Annotated in this window: 21 protein-coding genes and 1 tRNA gene; 11 read left to right on the top strand and 11 right to left on the bottom strand. The window is 44.2% G+C overall.

Features of this window, described 5'->3' with window-relative positions; all coding sequences use genetic code 11:
- Positions 1 to 2 precede the first annotated feature (2 nt).
- Positions 3 to 1,241 carry a glycosyltransferase family 2 protein gene (locus tag MMB75_RS08330; protein ID WP_017426627.1) on the bottom strand — a complete coding sequence of 413 codons (1,239 nt, stop codon included), beginning with the start codon at positions 1,239 to 1,241 and terminating at the stop codon, positions 3 to 5.
- 600 nt (positions 1,242 to 1,841) lie between these two features.
- Here MMB75_RS08330 and MMB75_RS08325 point away from each other — a divergent pair.
- Both MMB75_RS08325 and MMB75_RS08320 read left to right on the top strand, forming a co-directional pair.
- Positions 1,842 to 2,369, top strand: coding sequence for a phosphatase PAP2 family protein (locus MMB75_RS08325; RefSeq protein WP_013370069.1), 528 nt, complete (start codon positions 1,842 to 1,844; stop codon positions 2,367 to 2,369).
- A gap of 51 nt (positions 2,370 to 2,420) precedes the next feature.
- Positions 2,421 to 3,554, top strand: a complete 1,134-nt coding sequence (locus MMB75_RS08320) for an MGDG synthase family glycosyltransferase (protein WP_404925993.1) — start codon at positions 2,421 to 2,423, stop codon at positions 3,552 to 3,554.
- A gap of 44 nt (positions 3,555 to 3,598) precedes the next feature.
- Here MMB75_RS08320 and trmB read toward each other — a convergent pair whose 3' ends face one another.
- Positions 3,599 to 4,312 carry a tRNA (guanosine(46)-N7)-methyltransferase TrmB gene (gene trmB, locus MMB75_RS08315; RefSeq protein ID WP_016820575.1) on the bottom strand — a complete coding sequence of 238 codons (714 nt, stop codon included), beginning with the start codon at positions 4,310 to 4,312 and terminating at the stop codon, positions 3,599 to 3,601.
- 104 nt (positions 4,313 to 4,416) lie between these two features.
- Positions 4,417 to 4,614: a hypothetical protein gene (locus MMB75_RS08310; RefSeq protein WP_013370066.1), complete on the bottom strand. Its 198-nt coding sequence runs from the start codon at positions 4,612 to 4,614 to the stop codon at positions 4,417 to 4,419.
- A gap of 307 nt (positions 4,615 to 4,921) precedes the next feature.
- Between MMB75_RS08310 and mnmL the strand changes: the two genes are divergently transcribed.
- The 4 genes from mnmL (at position 4,922) to MMB75_RS08290 (ending at position 8,632) form a co-directional block, all read left to right on the top strand.
- Complete coding sequence (gene mnmL / locus MMB75_RS08305; protein WP_013370065.1) at positions 4,922 to 5,875, top strand: tRNA modification radical SAM protein MnmL/YtqA; 954 nt, start codon at positions 4,922 to 4,924, stop codon at positions 5,873 to 5,875.
- Positions 5,876 to 6,457 (top strand): tRNA 5-(aminomethyl)-2-thiouridylate-methyltransferase MnmM, encoded by a 582-nt coding sequence (mnmM, locus tag MMB75_RS08300; protein WP_044785870.1) that lies wholly within the window; start codon positions 5,876 to 5,878, stop codon positions 6,455 to 6,457.
- Between the two features lie 170 nt (positions 6,458 to 6,627).
- A complete protein-coding gene (locus MMB75_RS08295) occupies positions 6,628 to 7,602 on the top strand; it encodes a type I phosphomannose isomerase catalytic subunit (protein WP_019686638.1) in 975 nt (324 codons plus the stop codon).
- A gap of 25 nt (positions 7,603 to 7,627) precedes the next feature.
- On the top strand, positions 7,628 to 8,632 hold the full coding sequence (locus MMB75_RS08290) for an alpha/beta fold hydrolase (RefSeq protein WP_019686637.1): 1,005 nt from the start codon (positions 7,628 to 7,630) through the stop codon (positions 8,630 to 8,632).
- 100 nt (positions 8,633 to 8,732) lie between these two features.
- Here the strand turns inward: MMB75_RS08290 and MMB75_RS08285 are convergent, their stop codons facing one another.
- The 3 genes from MMB75_RS08285 to MMB75_RS08275 all read right to left on the bottom strand — a co-directional run bounded on the left by MMB75_RS08285 (position 8,733) and on the right by MMB75_RS08275 (position 13,603).
- A complete protein-coding gene (locus MMB75_RS08285; RefSeq protein WP_016820583.1) occupies positions 8,733 to 9,263 on the bottom strand; it encodes a YfiT family bacillithiol transferase in 531 nt (176 codons plus the stop codon).
- Between the two features lie 141 nt (positions 9,264 to 9,404).
- Positions 9,405 to 10,700, bottom strand: a complete 1,296-nt coding sequence (gene odhB / locus MMB75_RS08280; protein WP_045243985.1) for a 2-oxoglutarate dehydrogenase complex dihydrolipoyllysine-residue succinyltransferase — start codon at positions 10,698 to 10,700, stop codon at positions 9,405 to 9,407.
- A gap of 5 nt (positions 10,701 to 10,705) precedes the next feature.
- A complete protein-coding gene (locus tag MMB75_RS08275; protein ID WP_016820587.1) occupies positions 10,706 to 13,603 on the bottom strand; it encodes a 2-oxoglutarate dehydrogenase E1 component in 2,898 nt (965 codons plus the stop codon).
- A gap of 685 nt (positions 13,604 to 14,288) precedes the next feature.
- Here MMB75_RS08275 and MMB75_RS08270 point away from each other — a divergent pair.
- Positions 14,289 to 15,560, top strand: a complete 1,272-nt coding sequence (locus MMB75_RS08270) for an MFS transporter (RefSeq protein ID WP_016820590.1) — start codon at positions 14,289 to 14,291, stop codon at positions 15,558 to 15,560.
- Between the two features lie 240 nt (positions 15,561 to 15,800).
- Here MMB75_RS08270 and MMB75_RS08265 read toward each other — a convergent pair.
- Positions 15,801 to 15,874: transfer RNA gene (locus MMB75_RS08265), tRNA-Pro, on the bottom strand.
- A 132-nt stretch (positions 15,875 to 16,006) separates the two neighbouring features.
- On the opposite strand from MMB75_RS08265, the gene MMB75_RS08260 reads away from it, so the two are divergent.
- Entirely contained in the window at positions 16,007 to 16,315 is a 309-nt protein-coding gene (locus MMB75_RS08260; RefSeq protein WP_031463148.1) for a hypothetical protein, read from the top strand.
- Between the two features lie 85 nt (positions 16,316 to 16,400).
- Here the strand turns inward: MMB75_RS08260 and MMB75_RS08255 are convergent, their stop codons facing one another.
- A complete protein-coding gene (locus MMB75_RS08255) occupies positions 16,401 to 16,766 on the bottom strand; it encodes a hypothetical protein (RefSeq protein WP_019686635.1) in 366 nt (121 codons plus the stop codon).
- 284 nt (positions 16,767 to 17,050) lie between these two features.
- On the opposite strand from MMB75_RS08255, the gene MMB75_RS08250 reads away from it, so the two are divergent.
- Positions 17,051 to 17,263 carry a helix-turn-helix domain-containing protein gene (locus MMB75_RS08250; RefSeq protein ID WP_045243986.1) on the top strand — a complete coding sequence of 71 codons (213 nt, stop codon included), beginning with the start codon at positions 17,051 to 17,053 and terminating at the stop codon, positions 17,261 to 17,263.
- 525 nt (positions 17,264 to 17,788) lie between these two features.
- On the opposite strand, the gene MMB75_RS08245 is transcribed toward MMB75_RS08250, so the two are convergent.
- Both MMB75_RS08245 and MMB75_RS08240 read right to left on the bottom strand, forming a co-directional pair.
- Positions 17,789 to 18,589, bottom strand: a complete 801-nt coding sequence (locus tag MMB75_RS08245) for a barstar family protein (RefSeq protein ID WP_045243987.1) — start codon at positions 18,587 to 18,589, stop codon at positions 17,789 to 17,791.
- Positions 18,590 to 18,816: 227 nt separating this feature from the next.
- The gene (locus MMB75_RS08240) at positions 18,817 to 19,185 is read right to left on the bottom strand and encodes a HEAT repeat domain-containing protein (RefSeq protein ID WP_230681846.1); all 369 of its coding nucleotides are present in this window, start codon (positions 19,183 to 19,185) and stop codon (positions 18,817 to 18,819) included.
- A 202-nt stretch (positions 19,186 to 19,387) separates the two neighbouring features.
- On the opposite strand from MMB75_RS08240, the gene MMB75_RS08235 reads away from it, so the two are divergent.
- On the top strand, positions 19,388 to 20,146 hold the full coding sequence (locus MMB75_RS08235; RefSeq protein WP_045243988.1) for a DUF2087 domain-containing protein: 759 nt from the start codon (positions 19,388 to 19,390) through the stop codon (positions 20,144 to 20,146).
- A 155-nt stretch (positions 20,147 to 20,301) separates the two neighbouring features.
- Complete coding sequence (locus MMB75_RS08230) at positions 20,302 to 20,643, top strand: GIY-YIG nuclease family protein (protein WP_016820599.1); 342 nt, start codon at positions 20,302 to 20,304, stop codon at positions 20,641 to 20,643.
- A gap of 2 nt (positions 20,644 to 20,645) precedes the next feature.
- Here the strand turns inward: MMB75_RS08230 and MMB75_RS08225 are convergent, their stop codons facing one another.
- A complete protein-coding gene (locus tag MMB75_RS08225) occupies positions 20,646 to 21,206 on the bottom strand; it encodes a GNAT family N-acetyltransferase (RefSeq protein WP_025364380.1) in 561 nt (186 codons plus the stop codon).
- Positions 21,207 to 21,233: the final 27 nt, after the last annotated feature.

The following is a 21,233-nucleotide window of genomic DNA, read 5'->3' as shown; positions in this document are numbered from 1 at the left end:
CATTAACCTTGCTTGCTCTGAACCTCTTCCAGACGAACGACACGCGTATGCTGGGTGTGGCTCCATTGCTTGTTGTTCTGTGTAAAGAACGCATAGAACGTAATCGGATACCACGAAATCAGATAGACCGGGAACAGCAGCAAGTACAAATATACTTTTTTGAACGTGACCTTTTCCAAGATCATCGCGATCAAAAAGGTAACAATATTCAACCCCACAGCCACAAAACCGGTCCAAGCAGGGAATTGTACGTAGATATTTTCAATATTGGGTCCACCAAATAATGCAATATCTACCCACATCGCTACTGTCATCAAGAAGGTAAACAGTACGATATACACGTTTAGACCATAAAGAGCCATATCGAATTTAATCAGGCTTCTATGCTTGATACTCTGCCACAACAATGGGAAGAAATAACGACGAGCAACCGTAAAGTGACCTTGCATCCAGCGCAGACGCTGTCTGGACGAAGCTTTGAACGTCAACGGCTTCTCATCATAAACCTTGGCATCGTAATTAAATCTTGGATATACGTTGCGTTGTGTACAACGCATAGTGAATTCCAAATCCTCTACCAGACTTGTTGCACCCCAGCCCATTTCCTTGAGCAGATTTGTTTCAAAGCACATGCCTGTACCACCGAGGAAATTAGCCATATTCAGGTTGTGACGTGACAACTGCCACAAACGGTTGATGTACCAATAAGATACCCCGTATGCGGCTGTGATCCAAGAGTCCTCAGGATTCTTAGTATCAATGTATCCCTGGATAACACGGGCGCCTGAGCACAAGTCATTGTTCATTTCGCTCAAGAAATTGGTATGCGCCAAATTGTCAGCGTCAAACATGACAATGGCATCATATTGACGCGGCATAGCCCATAGCTCCTTGAGCATCCACTCAATAGCATAGCCTTTACCACGCAAATTCGGATTCGTACGTTCACATGCATTCATGCCATGAGCACGAACGATGTCCGCTGTCTTATCTGTGCAGTTATCACAGATTACGAATACGTCGTACAGCTCCTTTGGATAGTCAAGCTGCTTGAGATTTTCCATCAATGCTCCGACAACTTGTTCTTCATTGTGGGCAGCGACTAAAATGGCAAATGATTTTTCTGGAGCCGCCTGCTCTTTCCTTTTCTTGCGAACCAATCCGAACAAGGAGAATGCAAACTGATAGACTGCGATCAACGCCAGTATAATCTGGAGCGTCACAAAAATAGCGTCTAACATGATCTCTTGTTACCCCCTTTTTATACCCCTTTAAAAATCTTGCGTTTGTCTGTTTTCTATCTGTGTAGCGCAAGTTGCGGCGCTTTGTGCGCCTTTTCTGTAGTTTTGACCCGACCCTTGCTTTCTTCTTTCGGCTCTGCGCAGCCCCCTTTTGGCTGACACAGGAATGCCATTACGATTTTCGTTGGTTTTCAATCTTTTGTCAAAGCCCCTAAACGGGTCTCAGCAGCAAAAAAACACGACAAATTCCCGTTTGAACCGAGAATGCGGCGCTGGACCTTTCATTCATGACGCTTAGGTCTTATTTTCATCCATTTGCTAACTTTTTATTTCTTTGGTCCCTCCTTTTTGTGGGCCAATTAGCAACCACTTCTAATCACTCTATCTTATTAGACGGATGAACGCAAAGAAAGTTATACAATACTGCTTATATTCCATTAACATTTTTGTGTAGAATTGAACCAGATAAGTGGTGATTCTTGAAATGAACAGCGTTTAAAAATATGATGAGAGCAAGAGAATAATTACTTAGATCTGATTCTGTCAAATTGATTCAAAATATTTGCCGACAGACCTGAACCGGCAACCGGAGGAAACCAAATGCAACGTCTAGTCGTAAAACTTGTAAATCTGGAGCAGCGATTGTTCAAATGGATCAACGGGCGCTTACACAACCGTTTTTTGAACTTTTGGCTGTACTATCTCACACATTTAGGCGGCGCTACCTTTACTATAGCCTCTACGCTTCTTATCTGGTGGCTCGCTCCGTATCCATGGAAAGATTCCGGCATGAAAGGAGCTATCGCTCTTGCGGTCAGTCACATCCCCGTGGCTATCGTTAAAAAGCTGTATCCGCGGATACGTCCGTACTTGGCGCTACCAGGTACGAATACATTTCGCAATCCCCTGTCGGATCATTCTTTTCCCTCAGGACACACGACCGCAATTTTTTCGGCTACCGTTCCTTTTATGCTGCAGTCACCCATGCTAGCACTGTTGCTGTTGCCAGTAGCGATAATTGTAGGTTTTTCTCGAATTTATCTGGGGCTTCACTATCCCACGGATGTACTTGCAGGAGCAGTCATCGGAACGTCTGCAGCAATAGGAACGGTTGCATTCTGGCCTTAAAGCCGATATGGTATGATTGAGAACATCCCAGCAGGAACAGGTGAAATGAGAGTGGCTAAAAAACGAGTGTTATTATTATCGGAAGGTTTCGGTGCCGGACATACTCAAGCTGCCTACGCGCTCTCAAGCAGCTTGCGGAAGCTTTCTCCGGATGTGCAGACAAGAGTGCTGGAGCTGGGGAGCTTTTTGAATCCGAGAATGGCCCCGCTCATTATTACAGCATACAAGAAGACTGTTGTATCGCAGCCTCGCCTAGTCGGATTGGTTTACCGTCATCAATACAAAAAATCATTAAACCGTCTTACAACGCTCGCTTTGCACCGTCTGTTCTACACACAGACCCGAAATATTCTTCGGCAGCTTCGTCCCGATTTGGTGGTATGTACTCACCCCATCCCAAGCGCGGTCATTTCACGTTTGAAGCGCTTAGGTCTACATGTCCCGCTGTGTACCGTCATAACAGACTACGATGCACATGGAACATGGATTAGTCCTGAGGTTGACCGGTACTTTGTATCTACGCCTGAAGTCATGCGTAAGCTGCGCGCGCGTGGAGTACCCGTATCAAAAATCCAGGTGACCGGCATTCCGGTGCATCCCAATTTTTGGGAACATCCAGGGCACGATGAAATCAGAGAACAATTTGGACTTAAACCCATCCCGACAGTACTTGTTATGGGCGGCGGCTGGGGCCTGATGAATGACGAATTTATACATCGTTCACTTACCGATTGGAGAGAAAAGATTCAATTTATTTTTTGTTTGGGGCATAATGATAAAATTCGTCGTAAAATGGAGCTAGATCCCCGGTTTAATCATCCAAATATTCATATTTTCGGATTCACACGGGAAATCGACAAATTAATGGAAGTATCGAATTTGCTCATTACCAAACCCGGCGGAATGACATGCACCGAGGGGTTGGCCAAAGGGATTCCGATGCTGTTTCACAAGCCTCTCCCTGGACAGGAGGAGGAAAATTGTCAGTATTTTACGGCTCAAGGCTTCGGAGAACCGATTACTTCGCTGGATGTTGTCGTTAAATGGATGAACCGACTGCTATACGATTTTCCAGAAATCGTTCGCAAGCGACAGGAGCACATTCATAATATAGCGCGATATTATCCTCTTCAGAGCGCACAGAGTATTTTGGATATACTGGAACCGAACAGGGTGCTTTCCTAAAAGGAAGCACCCTGTCTTGTTTACTTTATTTATTTTGTCTGCTTTTACTTTCCGTATTTTTCAAGCCGTGTTTTTCCGTACTCTTCCAAAGCGTCTTTACCAATCAGCACCTCGACGCGATGAATATTCATACCTTTACCCATGAACTTTTGTTCATATTCCGTCATGACATGCTCCTCATTGATTCCATCACGATGAAGGTTTAACGAAATATTCGTCATTTGCAGACCGCTGTCAGCGAATGAATTCAGAGAAAACTCAAACAATGTCTCCGAATCCGTCTTAAAATGAATTTGTCCTCTGCTATTCAAAAGCTGACGATACTTGTCCAAAAAACGCGGATGCGTCAAACGACGGCGAGCATGCTTGGCTTTAGGCCAGGGATCGCTAAAATTCAGATAAATGCGTTCTACTTCCCCTGGTTCGAAAACATTCTCGATCTGTTCGATGTTTGCCAGTGCCAATTTGATATTGGGCGGTGTAACAACCTCTGAATCACTCCAGGCCAGGCGGGACTTTTCCGTAGCACGGCGAACCAGCTCATCATACATATCAAAGCCGATATAGTTAACCTCTGGATTTCGGTAGCTCATTTGGCTTATAAATTGCCCTTTCCCCATACCAAATTCCACATGAATGGGGCGATCATTACCAAAAAGCTGCTGCCAATTCCCCTTATACTGTGATGGCTCCAAGATGACCAGATCTTGCTGTTCTTCCAGACTTTCACGTATTCCTTTTCTTCCGCGTAAACGCATGTTACTCCTCCATATGCTCTGTTATCAAGGAAAAAGGAATTCCACCCCCGCTTGAAGATACGGAAATGAAATTCCTTTTTCAATATATTTGGATTGGGGTCCAACTAGTTTAATTGTTCATAGTCTACCCCATCAGCAGGTGAAAAATCAATTGTCTTTTGGCAAGCGGCTCTGATTTTTTGACGTGCAGCCGTTCCAATCTGACGATCCTGCCCAAAACGGACACCAGTCAATGCTAACGCCTCATCAAAGGTTAACTCAACAGTAACTTTATCCATACGCGTCTTATCCTGCGTATTCATAAAAGATCACCTCACGGGTTATTTGTGATGGAACCGACGTGCACTTCCCCTAAAGCAGGCGATAGAAACAGCATAGCTGCCTCCCTGAAGAATAATCATTAGCAGCTGATAACTTTTTATCTTCAGGATTAAAAACAGTCCTTTTATCATATGTCTGGTACCGCTTACAATATAACATATTGTGTAACCTTTTTCAATCCGGAAAGCGATAAAATCCGCACTTTTTAATGACTTTCTCGGTCAAGTGATTCCCATTTAAGATTGAATTTTGTTACAATAGGGTGATCGTAAAAAAAGGAGTCCTCCCATGAAAACAGATTTGTTGCCTGCTCCTCTCCTGTGGGGAGATAAACGGTTCCATACATGGAATTACGAAATGCGCGAGCAATTTCAAAATAAAGTGTTTAAAGTCATGCTGGATGCGGGTTTTACTTGTCCAAATCGCGATGGATCCATTGCCAAAGGGGGTTGTACCTTTTGTAGTGCACGCGGATCAGGTGATTTTGCCGGACGTCGCCGCGATGATTTGGTCACCCAGTTCAATACGATTCGGGATCGCCAGCATTTAAAATGGCCCAATGCTAAATATATTGGCTATTTTCAAGCCTACACCAATACGTATGCCCCGGTTGAGGAACTACGAGAATATTTCGAGGTTATTTTGGAACAGCCCGGTGTTGTCGGTCTGTCCATCGCTACACGTCCCGATTGCCTGCCTGATGATGTAGTCGATTATCTAGCCGAGCTGAACGAACGCACGTACCTGTGGGTCGAAATGGGCCTGCAAACTGTCCATGAATCGACCTCTGAGCTGATTAATCGTGCTCATGATACTCAGTGCTATCTGGATGCTGTAGAAAAGCTACGTAAGCGGAATATCCGTGTGTGCGCCCACATCATTTATGGTCTACCGCAGGAGACGCATGAAATGATGCTCGATACAGGACGTGCAGTAGCTGCTATGGATGTGCAGGGCATCAAAATCCATCTCCTGCATCTCATGCGTAAAACGCCAATGGTCAAGCAGTACGAAGCCGGATTGCTACGCTTTCTGGAAAAGGACGAGTACATTAAGCTCATTGTAGATACCCTGGAGTTTTTACCCCCTGAAATGATCGTTCATCGGTTGACCGGAGATGCACCACGTGATTTACTGATGGGGCCTATGTGGTCGCTTAAAAAATGGGAAGTGCTTAACGGCATTGATAATGAACTAAAATCACGTGAAACGTGGCAGGGAAAATACTGGAGGAAATCTTAAATGGGATTCCTGTCTGTTCTGAGCTATGCTCATCAATTAGTAGCTGCGCGGGTGCAGCCAGGCGATACTGCTATAGACGCCACTGTCGGCACAGGAGCCGATACGTTGTTTCTGGCTAAAGCTGCTGGCAAACGGGGCCGCGTCTATGGGTTCGATATCCAGCAGGCAGCTTTGGATTACGCTCGTCGTCGGCTAGAAGAAGATTCTTCCTCTTCATTAGCAGAAGTATCACTATTGCTGCAAGGCCATGAGCAAATGCGGGAGGCCGTTCCAGATCTGCTGCATGGTAAAGTGGCTGCGGTCATGTTTAACCTTGGCTACTTGCCGTCCGAAGGCGCCGATCTTACGGTCATCACACATACAGACAGCACGCTCGTCGCACTTGAAGCTGCCTTGCATTTGCTGCGCCCGCGCGGTATTTTGACTGCCGTATTATATCCAGGACACGCCGGAGGCAGGGAAGAAGCGGAAGCGGTTCTTCAATGGGCTTCTGCCCTCCCAGTCTCCAGCGGTCAAAGCATTATTTACCGTCAATTACAACGAGACGCTTCGCCTTACGTAGTCGCGGTTGAAAAGAAATAATGTCGGGTTGTTAAACTCGCATATTTGGTAATGAGCGACTTTCTTAGCCGCCTTACATATATTTTTAGCGCCATATGGGTCTATTCATCCTGGTCTATTGCCCAGCGGCACGTTTTGATTGCCTGATTCTGTTAGATCGTACTCATTACTCATTATGGAGGAGAGAAATCATGCTAAAGCCATACCCGCTGCAATTTCAACCTGAGTTCAAAGAGAGAGTTTGGGGAGGACGAGCCTTAGAACAATTTGGTCTGACCCCACCAGAAGGACATATTGGTGAAGGATGGATGATTGCCGATCATCCAAATGGAACAACAACGGTTATCAATGGCGAGCTGGCTGGAAAAGGACTGGATGAAATCCGCCAGACCTACGGACAGGATTGGCTTGGCGCAAAGGGCGTATCGAAAAAAGGCGGACGTTTTCCACTTTTGATCAAGCTACTGGATTGCAACGATGACTTATCCGTTCAGGTGCATCCGACGGATGATTACGCTGGACTTCCAGCAGGAGAATTAGGAAAAACCGAAATGTGGTACGTGCTTGATGCCAAGCCGGATGCCAAAATTATTTATGGTCTGACCGAAGGTGTAACCCGTGAAAGTCTGCGTACAGCTCTTGAAAGCGGAGATATCATGGGCAGTTTGCGTCAGGTTCCAGTTGAAGCAGGCGATACATTCTTCATCCCCGCTGGAACCGTGCATGCACTGTGTGCAGGTGTTGTGGTTGCTGAAATTCAGCAAAATTCGGATACAACCTATCGCTTATATGACTACAATCGCCCCGGTCTGGACGGCAAACCTCGTGAGTTGCACATCGAGGACTCCCTTAATGTAACTTCTTACGAAGGTGCAGGTGCAACAACGATGAAAACGGACGGCTTGCAGCCTGGAGAATGGCTCCAACTGGCATCCTGTGAGTATTTTGTTGTGGAAAAGGGTATCGTAGAGGGAAGTTGGACACTTTCTACAACGGAAGACAGCTTCACTATCCTTGTGATTTGCGAAGGCAGTGGAACCATAACATGGGACAATAATACGGAGTCTCTTTCCTGTAAAGCTGGAGATTGCTTCCTGCTCCCCGCTAATCTGGGCGGTTACACACTGAATGACGGAATGACCGTACTTAGATCTTATCTTCCTTAAAGCTTAAAGGATGTGATGTCTAATCATGCGGGAATACACCTTCACCATCGCTGAAGATGACGGAACAGAGCTTTTTGCTTACCGATGGCTACCCGAGCAGAATGTTCCCGTCAAGGGAATCGTTCAAGTTTCGCATGGCATGTGTGAGACGTCCTACCGCTACATTCGGCTGGCCGAAAAACTTACCGCTTCTGGCTACGGTGTGTATGCCAACGATCATATCGGCCACGGACGCACAGCTGGTGATCCTGATAAGCTCGGTATGCCGGGAGCCAATGCATTCAATCGAATGGCAAAAGGCATGCTGGAGCTAGGCGAAATTGCGGCCAAGGAATTCCCTGATCAATCTCGTTTTTTACTGGGTCACAGCATGGGGTCCTTTTTAACCCAGAAAATTATGTATGATGATCAGCAGTCGTATCACGGGTTTATTTTATCAGGGACCAACGGACGACGTAGTCTGCTGAAACTCGGAGAGCAGGTTGCCCTGCTGCAAGCCAAACTGCAAGGAATGGATCATCGCAGCATGCTGCTCAACGCTATGGTCTTTGGCGGCTTTAACCGTGCCTTTCGTCCGGTGCGCACAGCGTTCGACTGGCTGTCCCGTGATCCTGAGGAAGTAGATCAGTTCGTGCACGACCCATTATGCGGAGCTATTTGCACGACAGGCTTTTTCCTCGATTTTTTCAGGCTTTTACAAGAAATCCACTGGCCTTCCTCGCTGCAAAACATTAATCCAAAACTGCCCGTTTATATTTTTGCCGGGGATCGTGATCCGGTGGGCTTGTTTGGAAAAGGTGTGTTGTCGCTAGTGGATATGTATCGAAGCCTGAAGCTTCAAGACGTGGAGTATCGCCTTTATCCTGACGGTCGCCATGAGATGTTGCATGAAACCAATCGTAACGAGGTAATGAGTGACATCGTGGACTGGCTCGACCGTCATATTAACACAGGAGCAACCTCTGTTTCGGTTTTGTCTGGAGCCTCCGAAGCGCCCTCTTTATCAGCTTCGCCCAAGTCATCATCCTAGTGAGGAATAAGCAAAAGAAACCTTTAAAGCACGATAAAAGTGGCTTTAAAGGTTTCTTTTGTATTCCTTTATATTTCATCAGAGCATCATTTTTAAGTTATTACCATGCATTTCGTTCTTTCAGGGAAGTAATATGAGCTATGTGATGTTTGCCATGCCAGGCATAGATGCCAATGTTTCGTTCCAGGCGGATCGTCTGGCCCGATTCAGGATGAATAAATGTTCGGTGTAGCTGATCTTCCCCTAACGAGCGTAACATGGTCACCCATCGTGCATGCAGTCCTTCCAGCAATTGCAACGAAGGTTCCAGTGGAAGCTCTCTGGCATCTGGTATTTCAGCCCAACGCCCTTCATCATAGGGTTTGATTGTCGGTGTATCCTCGGTCAGCGCCAGCTTAAAACGGATATAACTGTTCATATGGCTGTCTGCCAAATGATGAACAACCTGTCGAATTGTCCATCCTCCTTCGCGATAAGGCGTATTTAGTTGTTGCTCATTCAGTCCTTCGACCGCCTGACGCAGTTGTCCAGGCAATTCAGCAATGTCGTCGATCCATGTGATCAGCTGTTCTTCTGTAATGGTATCTGGAACCACGAACGGTCCAATCGGGTAGCGCAAGTCTTTGTCCAAAACAATTCCCGCCCTTCTCTATATCTGAATGTCTGCAATGCCTATAGCCTTATGTTAGTACTATGCAGGAAAAAAAGCAGACCCGCAAGAGTCTGCTTTTGTCATGCACGTACAGAGGAAATACACTCGCCTAATTTATTTTTATCCTTCCAGCAACAATGATTCGGGATCTTCCAGCAATTCTTTGACCGTTACCAGGAACCGGACCGCCTCGCTGCCATCAATAATACGGTGGTCATAGGACAAGGCGATATACATCATTGGACGATTTTCCATGCGTTCCTCGTCGATGGCAATCGGGCGAAGTTGGATTTTATGCATTCCCAAAATACCCACTTGCGGTGTATTCAGAATTGGCGTAGACAGCAGGGAACCGAAAATACCTCCATTGGTTATGGTAAAGGTTCCTCCTTGCAAGTCTGCCAGAGAAAGTGAATTGGAACGAGCTTTGCTAGCCAAATCGGCAATGCTCTTCTCAATTTCAGCAAAACCAAGACGATCCGCATCCCGGACAACGGGAACGACCAAACCTTCCTTAGCAGATACAGCAATCCCAATATCATAGTATTTTTTCAGTACGATATCATCGCCATTGATTTCTGCATTCACAGTAGGGAAGCGCTTGAGCGCGCCAACCACTGCCTTCGTAAAGAAGGACATAAAACCCAACCCTACATCGTGTTTCTCCTTAAACTTATCTTTACGGCGTTTACGCACATCAAGAATGGCGGTCATATCCACTTCATTAAAAGTAGTAAGCATGGCGGCTGTTTGCTGTGCTTCAACAAGACGCTTGGCAATCGTCGCTCTCCGACGGGACATCCGCTGCCGCTCCACAGGCTTGCTGTACTCTGTTTGAGCTGGAGACGGTGACACAGACTTGCTGGCAACGGGAGGCGCAGGTACAGATGCTGTACGTGATACTTCAGCACCATTATGCGTTTTTACGTCCTCCTGGAACACACGTCCAAGCGGGTCCTTTCCCTGTACCTGCTCCAGATTAATCCCGCGCTCACGCGCCAGCTTCCGGGCGGATGGTGATGCCGTCTGACCATTTCCGTCACTATTGGAGGGAACTGGCGGCGCAGACTTTTCTACTGCCTTACCGCTGCTTTCTACGGAAGTTGGTGAAGTTGCTACGGACGGCGCTTCAGGCGCTTGGGTCGCTGCGGCTTCTCCGGCACCGGTTGCTTCCGCGCCACTGCCGCTTCCGATCAAGCCAACAGCTTCACCGATAACCACAGTATCCCCCTCCTGACGAAGGATTTTCTGAACCACACCTGCTTCTTCCGCACTAATTTCCAGATTAACCTTATCCGTTTCCAGCTCCAGTAGAACATCTCCCTGTCCTACGGAATCTCCTTCCTTCACAAGCCATTTGGAGATTGTCCCTTCCGTGATGGATTCTCCCATTGCTGGCACTATAATGTCGCTCACAGCCGCTACCTCCCCAGTGTAATATTGTTTTTGGAATCCTGCTTCAACGCCGATTGAATAATTCGCTGTTGTTCTAGGCTGTGTACTTGCTGATAACCACTCGCCGGGCTGGAACGATCCGGTCTGCCTGCGTAGCGAATTTCCGCTCCCTGTGGCACAACCTCTCGCAGACGAGGCTCCATATAACTCCAGGCTCCCATATTTTTAGGTTCTTCCTGAGCCCATACGAACTCCTTAACATGTGGGAAGCGATTGAAAATATTCCGAATTTCCTCTGCCGGGAAAGGATAGAGCTGCTCCACACGAATAATATGCAAGTGCTCTTCTGCCTCATTCCCGTTCTTATCTTTCTCCAACGCTTCCTCCAGATCAATGGCAATCTTGCCACTGCACAATACAATGCGCTCTACCCGATCTGGACGTGATCCCAGACCAGGTTGCTCCAACACAGGACGGAATGTTCCCTCACTGAATTCAGAAGCAGGCGAAGCAACACGATTGTTGCGAATCAGGCTCTTCGGCGACATCATCACCAGCGGGCGAGCTTCCTCACTTTCGCTTAATGCAGCCTGACGGCGCAGCAGATGAAAATACTGTGAGGCGCTACTCAAATTGGCGACAGTCCAGTTATTTTGTGCAGACAGCTGGAGGAAACGCTCCAGACGTGCACTCGTATGCTCAGGTCCTTGTCCTTCGCTACCATGCGGCAATAGCATCACCAGACTGGATTTCTGTCTCCATTTGGCACGACCAGCAGAAATGAATTGGTCGAAAATAACCTGCGCACAGTTGGCAAAATCGCCAAATTGCGCTTCCCAAATGACCAACGTTTCGGGAGAAAACACGTTATAGCCATACTCGAAGCCGAGGACTGACGCCTCAGACAATGGACTGTTATGAATACTGAACGAAGCACGCGCTTCCGGCAATGTATGCAGCGGGCAATGGGTACGCCCGGTTTCGGGCTCATGCAGCACAAGGTTACGGTGAGCAAAAGTAGCACGCTCCGCATCCTGACCTGTCATACGAATAGGCTTGCCGTCTGCTAGAATGGTGGCCAAAGCCAGCGTCTCTGCCAAGCTCCAATCTACCTTTTCACCCTCGTTCAGAGCTGTTTTTCTACGTTGTAAAATTCGTTCCAGCTTCGGATATACATGAAAAGCCTGTGGCCATTTGAGCAAGTTTTCATTGATTTGGCGCAGCTTTTTCAGTTCAACCGCAGTACGGACCGGAGAGCTCTGATTTTTTTTCCCCTTCACAGCTGTAAATTCAGGTTCCTCTTCTGGTTGATTCTTCACATGCTCATGTGCTTCCTTCAGTCGGTTTTGGACCTTCTCAATCAGAGCAGTACTAAATGCTTCATCAACTATGCCCTGCTTCATCAGCTTTTGAGCATACAATTTGCTAACCGTCGGATGATTCTTCACCTTACGATACACTAGTGGTTGTGTTGTTTCCGGATCATCGGATTCATTGTGACCATAACGACGGTAACCAATCAGATCAATCAGAAAATCCTTCTTGAAACGATTGCGGTATTCGCCAGCCATACGAGCCGCTGCAATACAAGCCTCGGGATTATCCGCGTTCACGTGTACAATCGGAATTTCGTAGCCCTTAGCCAGATCGCTGGCATAACGGGTCGAACGTGAATCAACACTCTCTGTCGTAAAACCCAGACGATTGTTCACAATAATATGCACTGTACCGCCATTACGGAAGCCACGCAAATTGGTGAAATTGAGTGATTCGGCTACGATACCTTCACCCGGAAACGCCGCATCACCGTGCATAATAATGGTAGCTGCCTTGCTGACATCCAGCTTCGGATAGCCTGCTTCACTGCGGTCTTCCTGCGCCGCGCGCGAAAAGCCTTGGACAACCGGATTGACATATTCTAGGTGACTTGGGTTGTTCGCCAACGTCAGACGGGCTTGCACAGCTTCCCCATCTTTTACAAAACGATCCGCGCCCAGATGATATTTTACATCCCCAGTCCAGCCGTAATTAATTCCCGTAGAACCTTCCGACGGAATCAGATCCTTATTCGGTGAGTGATGAAATTCAGAGAAAATTTTGCTGTAAGGCTTGCCCAGCACATGTGCCAATACATTCAGACGGCCGCGATGCGCCATCCCCATCAGGACATGACTTGCTCCTGCATTTGTGGTTAGACGAATAATCTCGTCGAGTACAGGGACAAGCACATCATTACCCTCGATGGAAAAACGCTTCTGTCCGACGAATGTTTTATGCAAGAACTCTTCGAACTGTTCTACTTCTACCAATCTGCCTAGCAATGACTTGCGTTCCTGTGTAGTGAGCGGCTTGGAGGACCAACCGGATTCAGCATAGCTATTCAACCAGCTACGTTCCTCCTCGTTATGAATATGACTAAATTCATAGGCAATCGGTCCTGTGTACGCTACACGTAGCCGTTGAATGGCTTCCCACCCGTTCAGTGTTCCCGCAGGAGCGTTATCCCATATTAAAGAGGCTGGAAAAGCCTTCAGGTCTTGTTCAGTTAAACCGTAAGATGCTGGATCAAGCAAACGTGTATCCTGCTCTGCATCCAGTCCCAGTGGGTCAATTTGGGCGGCCAAATGTCCGTATTCACGGATATTCCACACCATTTTGCCCGCTGTAACCGCTTTCTGTAATATGTTTGAATCAAGGTGCCCCAGAGCACTTGTAGGGGGGCCTTGCAACTTGTTGTCTATCATGGAAGCAGCCGAATATTCGGATTGTGGCGGCTCGCCCCATTGATCAAACAGCTCGCGGTAAGCCGGATCAACTGTTCCGGGGTCCGCTACATACTTTTCATACTGGTCCTGCACATAACCTAGATTAGGTCCGTAATACGTCTGCCAAGGTACCTGTCTGCTGCTCTCTTCCATTGTCATCTCGTTCCCTCCGTCAAATTTTGAAATTCATAGCTGGACGGAAATCATTTTCATTTTGATGTTTTGTTAAATCTTTAATTTGAGTAATTCACACTATGTTCACATTATATGAAATCCATCATCAAAAGTCGAATTTCACAGTGCTTATTTCTCTTCCATTGTATAAAGTTTTCTAGCTATGAGCATTTCCTTTTTCTCAACATATCCATGCGTAAATGAGATGAATCGGGTTGTTCTGTAATTCTGCAGCCTTGATCATTTAAAGATTAGAATGTGGTATAAAAGGATATCCTAATCAAAAAAAAGTTAACAACGCTTTCAGATCATACAACTTATCCGTAAGGCTTGTTATCGGTAATATGGGCAAAACCACAATGGAGATGATATTTAATTTCAGGAATCAAACACTTGGCAACTTAAATAACCAGCCACCGGATATCAACCGACGGCTGGTTATTTAAGTTATGTTGCTCTCATACTACGCCAAACGAGTTAAAAACAACTTTCCAGTCCAACCCACTATGATTATCGTTGACAGCAGAATTAAAAATGGTAGATGGCCGTTACGATGCAAATTCAAACTTAAAGTGACATTAAAGTCACTTTTCTGTACAATTTTCCTACTTTTCACTATTATTTTACTTAGGCATCTAAAAACCGCTTTGAAAGCGAAAGGGATGGAACTGTGACTGGACTAAAACAAATACTCAGAAACAAGAATTATGTCAGGTTTTTTCTGGCAACCTTCGCCTCACAAATGGGGGGAATTATCGGGGTTACTGCATTCATGTTTTATTTGTTGAAACGGTTTACAAATCAGCCTTACTATGCAACACTTGCCGAGTTAATGTATTCGCTCCCGATGTTGGTAGTATTTCTCGTGGTTGGAGTGCTGGCAGATCGGATGGACAGACAAAAAATTGCTGTTAATTGTGACTGGATTAGCGCTTTTTTATCTTTATGCTTACTTATTTTTATTTGGGTCGATTCGATTCCTTTGGTATTTGCCCTTCTCTTCATCCGTAGTGCTGCCTCCAAATTTTTCTTCCCAGCCGAAAGTGCCATTATACAGGGGATATTAAACGAAGAAGATTACACCATTGCCGCAGGCCTCAATCAAATGATGGGGAGTCTTTTCATGTTATTTGGAGGAACTTTGGGGGCCGTCGTCTACTGGCACCTTGGAATTACTGGAGCCATCCTCATTGATGCTGTTTCTTTTATTGTGTCTGCACTGCTTATTCGTTCCTGCAAAATTCCCAAGGAAGTACGCCTTCCGAACGGGGCACATCAATTTAAACAATTAAAATTCAAACTTGTCATGATCGATTTTAAACAAGGGTTTCTTTACATATTACGTAACAGACTATTGCTTTGGTTGGTTTCAGGCTTTTTTATGTTCGGTATTTTAAATGGTGGCTTTAGCGTTTTACCGATGTTTATTCTTAAATATAAGCTAGCTCCAGGCAACTATGAGCAGTATATGGTTTGGACAGGTATTATTTTTGGGGCTGGTGTGTTACTTGGTACCCTAATCGCTTCGCTCATCTCCGCCAAGCTAAAGCTACACCAAATGATTGCAGCCGGAGTTCTGGTTGCCGGAATAGGTATGTGCATACTTGGATTTGTTAACCACCTCTATGCTTTTCTGATTATCAATTTTGTCATTGCACTGATCCTTCCGTTCATTAACATCGGCATAGGAGGATGGCTGCCTCGTATTGTAGATCCTCAAATGATGGGACGTGTGCAAGGTTTGATTAATCCGTTAATGATGCTGTCCCAGTCACTTACATTAGGTTTCATTGCTGTAAGCTTTCCTTCATTTATTTCAATTGAGCTTTTGTTTTTATTAGTTGGGGTCTGTACCGTTATGGTAGGCATATATTACACTATTGTGCTTCCCCGTTATGCTGATTACAGCACTTCTTCTAAGACCCTTCAGGAATCTCTATAGGTAAAATAAAAAGTCATAAATGGCAGCATTGAGGAATTGTTGATTTGCCACTTTTGCTTCCGAATCCCGTGCAGAAGTGGCTTCATCCTATCTCCCCTCAATACTTCACAAGTACATACATTTGTTGTCTACGACTAGCTCGTCAAAACCAAGTAGAGACAAAGACTGATAGAGTATGTAATAAACAAAAAAATGCCCGGCAGGTGCACTATCCGCACTAGCAGGACATTTGGATTATAATCGGAGTAGCGGGATTCGAACCCACGACCTCACCCACCCCAAGGGTGCGCGCTACCTAGCTGCGCTATACCCCGATAAACCAGTGTATGTAAATCGTTGCTGTTATTTATCATTATAATATGGTGATAAAATGATGTAAAGGAATTATTTAGATTGATTGATAAAAAATATAACCTAAAATCTGAGATCACAGGAGCTAATAAATCATGCAGAGCAAAAAAATAATCATTTCCGCAGTACTATTATTTTTTTTAGTACAATTAAGCATTCCTATGTGCTATACCTTTGCACAGGATGAACTTGTCATAGATCAAAAAACGAAAGAGAGACTAGCAGAGCAATATGGCTTGGAAGAACCTCAGCCACCTACATCTGAGCAACAGCAAAAAATATTATTCGGAGCTGATTGGGGATTTAGTTTTCCTGTTAGTGCTGTTGTGCAGGACTTAATTAGCTTAACTCACGACCCACTTATATTTATTAGTCATCAATTGATTCATTCGCTAAAATCATAAGCCTTTTTTCATATTTGGAAAATTCAATAATGTAAAACATTAGGATCATTTTTTTGTAGCAAGTTGCCTGCTGCCTGGAGTCATTTCATCCTTTTTTAAGAAGGTTTAATTCAATGGGGCCCCTACCATATAACCACAGCAGTTCATCGAATAAAAATGTCAGTCCATCCTTAGCGCGTAAGCGTTCGATAATCTCCGTGACAACTTGCATAACTTCCCCTTGTACACCCTCTGCCAGTTGCAAGCCTCCGCTCTCTCCATCCAGGTAAAGATGCGTATGATATGACTGCTCCACCTTCTTCACATGGCGCAAACACAGTATGCCATTTTCGAGGTAAAAGAAATATTGACAGTCATAAAGAACTCCTTCAAATATCTCATACATATGAGGGTAATCATACGGCCCCTGTACCATGGATACCCGCTCCAATTCTATTACCGATTCTGTCATACATCCTCGCTCCATTCCTTTGTTCAAAGTTTCTTATTTGCCAATAAGCTTTCTTTTACAGGTAGTTTTTCAAACTAGGCTGTTGAACGATAATTAATTGCTAATTGCAAAACCTTTTGATACGATAAGCATATTACTATGACGTTCACAAATAACATTTCAACAAACTAAATGCACATTACAGTGTTACTTTTGTTGTTTTCAGAATACATCCAACAGTGTTTATTGTCAATACTTTGATGTTTCTTTTTAACACTATAGAATGCATTAAGCTGGAGGAAAATATGATAAAGATTTATCTTTCCCGTATTATGGGTGAAAAACGGATAAATATTGCCGAGCTTTCCCGCATGACTGGATTACATAGAAACGGAATCACCAAACTTTACAACGAAGAAACAGACGGTGTGAAATTTGATACGCTGGATAAAATCTGTAAAGCTCTAGATTGCCATGTTCAAGATGTTATCGAGTATGTAGAGGATGATACAAATTAGTAAAATGGCACTTCTCTTGTTATGAGAAACTGTTTCAATTAGGTTTAGAACCTTGGCGTACTCCCTGGTGAACTGATCGAATACTTGCCAGAAGACGACGAAGAGAGCCGTTAACATGTTAAGGGCTCTCTGTTCTTTGTATAATATTTAAAATACTTTTTTACCGATCTTCCCACTCAATTAGATTTCACACCGTAATCCCTTTCTATAAGGTAATTTTAAATATATTTTTCCCACGTATGATAAATGTCCAATAAAGCATCAGGATTACGATCACCGTCTAAAACTCGATACATTTTATTCATTACGATCATGATCACATCCATATCCTTAGCTAAACCAATGTTAACAGGGCTATTTACACTAAAATAAGACTTTGGTTTCTGAATGTTCCTCTTCTAACTCCAAAGCACTTTTACTTTGAATCTGTACATCCCCTAGATACCATCCCCCAATATCTATGTGCAAAAAGGTGGTTGCATTAATTTATATTCCATTTCAAAATTCCCTTCTAGCTTTGCCATCTTAATTCGAAGAAAAATTCACGGTGACACCACCTGATACTAAGATCGTTAAAAGATCCATAAAATATTGCTGTGGTGAAAATCCATAACTTCTCTCTTCTTGATCCCATTCTTCCTCGAATCTTTCCAAGAAATAATGTGCGTTTTTCCAATGGATCGTGAACGGTCCTACTGCCCCAAAACCTCCACAGAGACAGTCCGATATACTGTCCAGGCTAAATCCATAGTACCCACCGGGCCCATTAATCGCTTCACCAAGTGCTATAAAAAATGTTGTAACATCAAATATGTATTCCCCGTCTAAGGTGTAGACTTCTCCTCGTTTATCCGGTCTGGCAAAATGATTAGATGCAGAATGTATTCTAGTCACATTTAGCCATCCAGACCGTTCTTCGTTAGAAAAGCCTTGCCATATATTATTTTCAAGCGACTGAGAGCACTTTAAGAACTCCCATAATCTTAATTCAACAGGAGAAGGCTTCGTTTCAAGTATACCGGTTAGTTCCAGATTGAAGTTTCCTTTATTGTAATTTAGTTTATGGATTATAAAGGATTCAGGTAGGTGATAATAATAGCTTCCAATCCCTTTTTCTTCGTCATTTAAAATCACAATGCACAAGTTGGATACAGATTGTTTTGTCTTTGCTATGTTTCTTATGAATTCCTCATTAAAGACAAATTGTTCAAAAATGACCTTTTCATACGTTTCGACCATAATATCACCCGTTAGCCCAACCACATCTTGACAATAACCAACTGTGAGCCCACTTTCATCATCCATGACAGCAAATCTCTGCCTCATTTTGTATCATATCTCCTCACAATAATTTTAAGGAATGTAGCATTTAAGGTATCATTTTTAGCTTCTTAGGTAGAATAATCAATTATTTTGAAGCCGATAAGGTTTAAAGTCCTCATGTAAAAAGCCCTAAAGACTCCAACAAAAAATCACGCTTATGTTTGTTTTTATGATCGGCCAGCTTTCTTCTTATCATTTGCCTACATAGTTCCTTTTGAGCCTCAGAGATTTTATCTTGCACGGTACTTATCAATTGATAGGATTGTCGCTTCAAAGGTATCATCCAGTAAATCTACCAGCGCCATAACATGAGTAGATACGTCAAAGAATCCTAGAGCATATAAAATTGTGCCTCTATTCCCCTTCGTCTTGGGATTTCTTAACAAGTCGAAAAGAGGCAACACCGCTTCATTGTCTCCTAGATCGGCTAACGTAACAGCGATTGCATTTCTCAGCAATATACTATCCGTCGTTACTAAATATCTCAATAATATTGGAGTGAATGTATGATCCTGCTTTTCACCCACATCCTCTATAATCCTTATCGCTTCCTTTAAATCTCCACTTTCTATGGCTTCTTCTAATCGCATTTTGTTCATAGTCCCCCGCCTTATTACAATATATAGAAACTATCCAACCTTATGCATTTCAACAATTTACATATGATAACAATCCTATATCTGTTTTGTATATAGCGAACATGTTCGAGATCCTAAAGAAATATCCACCCATTGATTTAAAATAAACAAAATGCTATATTGTCTATAAAATAATCATCATTTAATTGAGGTGTTTGCTAAAATGGACCATTCCGAACTATTCTGGAATGCTGGTATCGAAGAACTGAAGCGCGGATATATTCGCCAAGGGGAGCAGGTGGTTTGCCTGCTGGACGGACAACGATATGAACAAGGCATCATATATCAGGATCAAGGGGTATTTTATGACGCGGAGCGGTATATGCGTCTTCATATTGAGCGGACGTACGGTTCGGTCTTTGACTATTTGATCGGTCTGGACAAAAAGCTGACCGGACTGACGGATCACCAGAATCGGTTACTTCAGTTATTTTATCAAGGCATGGGTGATACGGACATTCAAAAGGAAACCGGAATCGGCAGCGCATCTACCATACGCAATCATCGCTTTGGTCTCAAGGAAAAAGAACGACAGGCCAAAGTATTTCTCACATTAATGGAACTGTTAAAGGAGAAAGACCATCACGCTCCCGCCATGGTAGAAGTACCCGTACGAGCACGGATGGTAGATGAACGCTACAACATTACGGAAGACGAGAGGCAAAAGGTACTCACGAAGTATTTTCCGAAGGGTACAGACGGGCGCCTAAAGACCTTTAAAATGCAAGAAAAGCACAAGCTGATTGTGCTGCGTGAAATTGCGGACCGTTTTGTGAAGGGACAAATATATCATGAGAAAGATATCAATGCGATTTTACAGGAAGTATATGACGATTATGTCACGGTGCGAAGATATATGATTGAATACGGTCTATTGGATCGCAAACCGGATGGCAGTGAATATTGGTTGAAGGAATCTTGAAGCTAGGCGCTTATAAAATCAGCATTTTGCATAATTCGATTCTCGACGCTCGTAGGTACAATATATAGACGAACTAAAGCGTTTCGATCTATACATTGCTGATTTGAAAACGCTCTTGGGATTTATGCAAAATGCTCAAATAGGAGGATTGGACAATGGATCGAAGAAAAGAACTAGTTCAGCAATACATGGAGATGAAGACAGAGGCAGGAATCTATTGTATTCGCAATACACGCAATGGGAAAATTTTTGTCGCTTCCACGCCGAATTTAAAGTCGCTGAATGGACGGCGTTTTGAGCTGCAAATGGGTGGATTTAAGAACAAACCACTACAACAGGAATGGAATGAATATGGCGAAGATTCGTTTGAATTTGAAGTGCTGGACGTTTTGAAGAAAAAAGATTCGGAATTCTTTGATGTCAAAGATGCATTGGCAAAGCTGGAGCAGACCTGGCTTGATCGACTCCAGCCTTACGGAGACAAAGGATATTTATAAACTTACTGCTTTACGGGAAACTCCGTCCGAAGATAGCCAAAAACAACAGCGTCAACAAACTGACCTTTTTCATAGAAGTAATCTCTCAGGTGACCCTCTTTAGTAAAGCCACTTTTGAGCAGCAGCCGTCTGGAGCCTTCGTTATCTGGATCAATGAAGGCTTCTATACGGTGAACCTGCGGCAATTGAAAGCCATAATCCACTACCGCTCTCAACGCTTCTGTCATCAGCCCTTGTTGCCAATATTCCGGCGCCAGCTCATAGCCAATTTCAATACGAGAGTGCTCCTTCTGCCAGTTATGAAATCCAATTGTACCCACCACCTGCTCAGGAGCTTCTTTTAACGTAATTCCCCAACGAAAACCCGCTTGCTTCTCGTATCTGGTTAGCATGGAACGAATAAATTTCTCAGCTTGCTCTACCTCCGTAAAACTTTCCAAATCATAATATTTTGTGACCTCATCTCTGGAAAAATAGGCAAATACATCCCTCGCGTCTCCTAATGTAAGCTGTCTTAAACGAAGCCGATCGGTTTCCAGAATCGGAAACGTTTCCATTGTCATCATTCATCTCCTCCTTCACATTCACAG

Origin of the sequence: Paenibacillus sp. P2(2022) (assembly GCF_029522175.1) — a bacterium.
Lineage (GTDB): Bacteria > Bacillota > Bacilli > Paenibacillales > Paenibacillaceae > Paenibacillus > Paenibacillus polymyxa.
Note: the sequence above shows the minus strand (reverse complement) of the source record. Positions and strands in the feature narration are given on the sequence as shown.

Bases quoted from the DNA above. Each gene is read 5' to 3' on its own strand.
- MMB75_RS08330 (WP_017426627.1), bottom strand. From the start codon at position 1,241: ATGTTAGACGCTATTTTTGTGACGCTCCAGATTATACTGGCGTTGATC.
- MMB75_RS08325 (WP_013370069.1), top strand. From the start codon at position 1,842: ATGCAACGTCTAGTCGTAAAACTTGTAAATCTGGAGCAGCGATTGTTC.
- trmB (WP_016820575.1), bottom strand. From the start codon at position 4,312: ATGCGTTTACGCGGAAGAAAAGGAATACGTGAAAGTCTGGAAGAACAG.
- MMB75_RS08310 (WP_013370066.1), bottom strand. From the start codon at position 4,614: ATGAATACGCAGGATAAGACGCGTATGGATAAAGTTACTGTTGAGTTA.
- mnmL (WP_013370065.1), top strand. From the start codon at position 4,922: ATGAAAACAGATTTGTTGCCTGCTCCTCTCCTGTGGGGAGATAAACGG.
- mnmM (WP_044785870.1), top strand. From the start codon at position 5,876: ATGGGATTCCTGTCTGTTCTGAGCTATGCTCATCAATTAGTAGCTGCG.
- MMB75_RS08295 (WP_019686638.1), top strand. From the start codon at position 6,628: ATGCTAAAGCCATACCCGCTGCAATTTCAACCTGAGTTCAAAGAGAGA.
- MMB75_RS08290 (WP_019686637.1), top strand. From the start codon at position 7,628: ATGCGGGAATACACCTTCACCATCGCTGAAGATGACGGAACAGAGCTT.
- MMB75_RS08275 (WP_016820587.1), bottom strand. From the start codon at position 13,603: ATGACAATGGAAGAGAGCAGCAGACAGGTACCTTGGCAGACGTATTAC.
- MMB75_RS08260 (WP_031463148.1), top strand. From the start codon at position 16,007: ATGCAGAGCAAAAAAATAATCATTTCCGCAGTACTATTATTTTTTTTA.
- MMB75_RS08255 (WP_019686635.1), bottom strand. From the start codon at position 16,766: ATGACAGAATCGGTAATAGAATTGGAGCGGGTATCCATGGTACAGGGG.
- MMB75_RS08250 (WP_045243986.1), top strand. From the start codon at position 17,051: ATGATAAAGATTTATCTTTCCCGTATTATGGGTGAAAAACGGATAAAT.
- MMB75_RS08245 (WP_045243987.1), bottom strand. From the start codon at position 18,589: ATGAGGCAGAGATTTGCTGTCATGGATGATGAAAGTGGGCTCACAGTT.
- MMB75_RS08240 (WP_230681846.1), bottom strand. From the start codon at position 19,185: ATGAACAAAATGCGATTAGAAGAAGCCATAGAAAGTGGAGATTTAAAG.
- MMB75_RS08235 (WP_045243988.1), top strand. From the start codon at position 19,388: ATGGACCATTCCGAACTATTCTGGAATGCTGGTATCGAAGAACTGAAG.
- MMB75_RS08230 (WP_016820599.1), top strand. From the start codon at position 20,302: ATGGATCGAAGAAAAGAACTAGTTCAGCAATACATGGAGATGAAGACA.
- MMB75_RS08225 (WP_025364380.1), bottom strand. From the start codon at position 21,206: ATGACAATGGAAACGTTTCCGATTCTGGAAACCGATCGGCTTCGTTTA.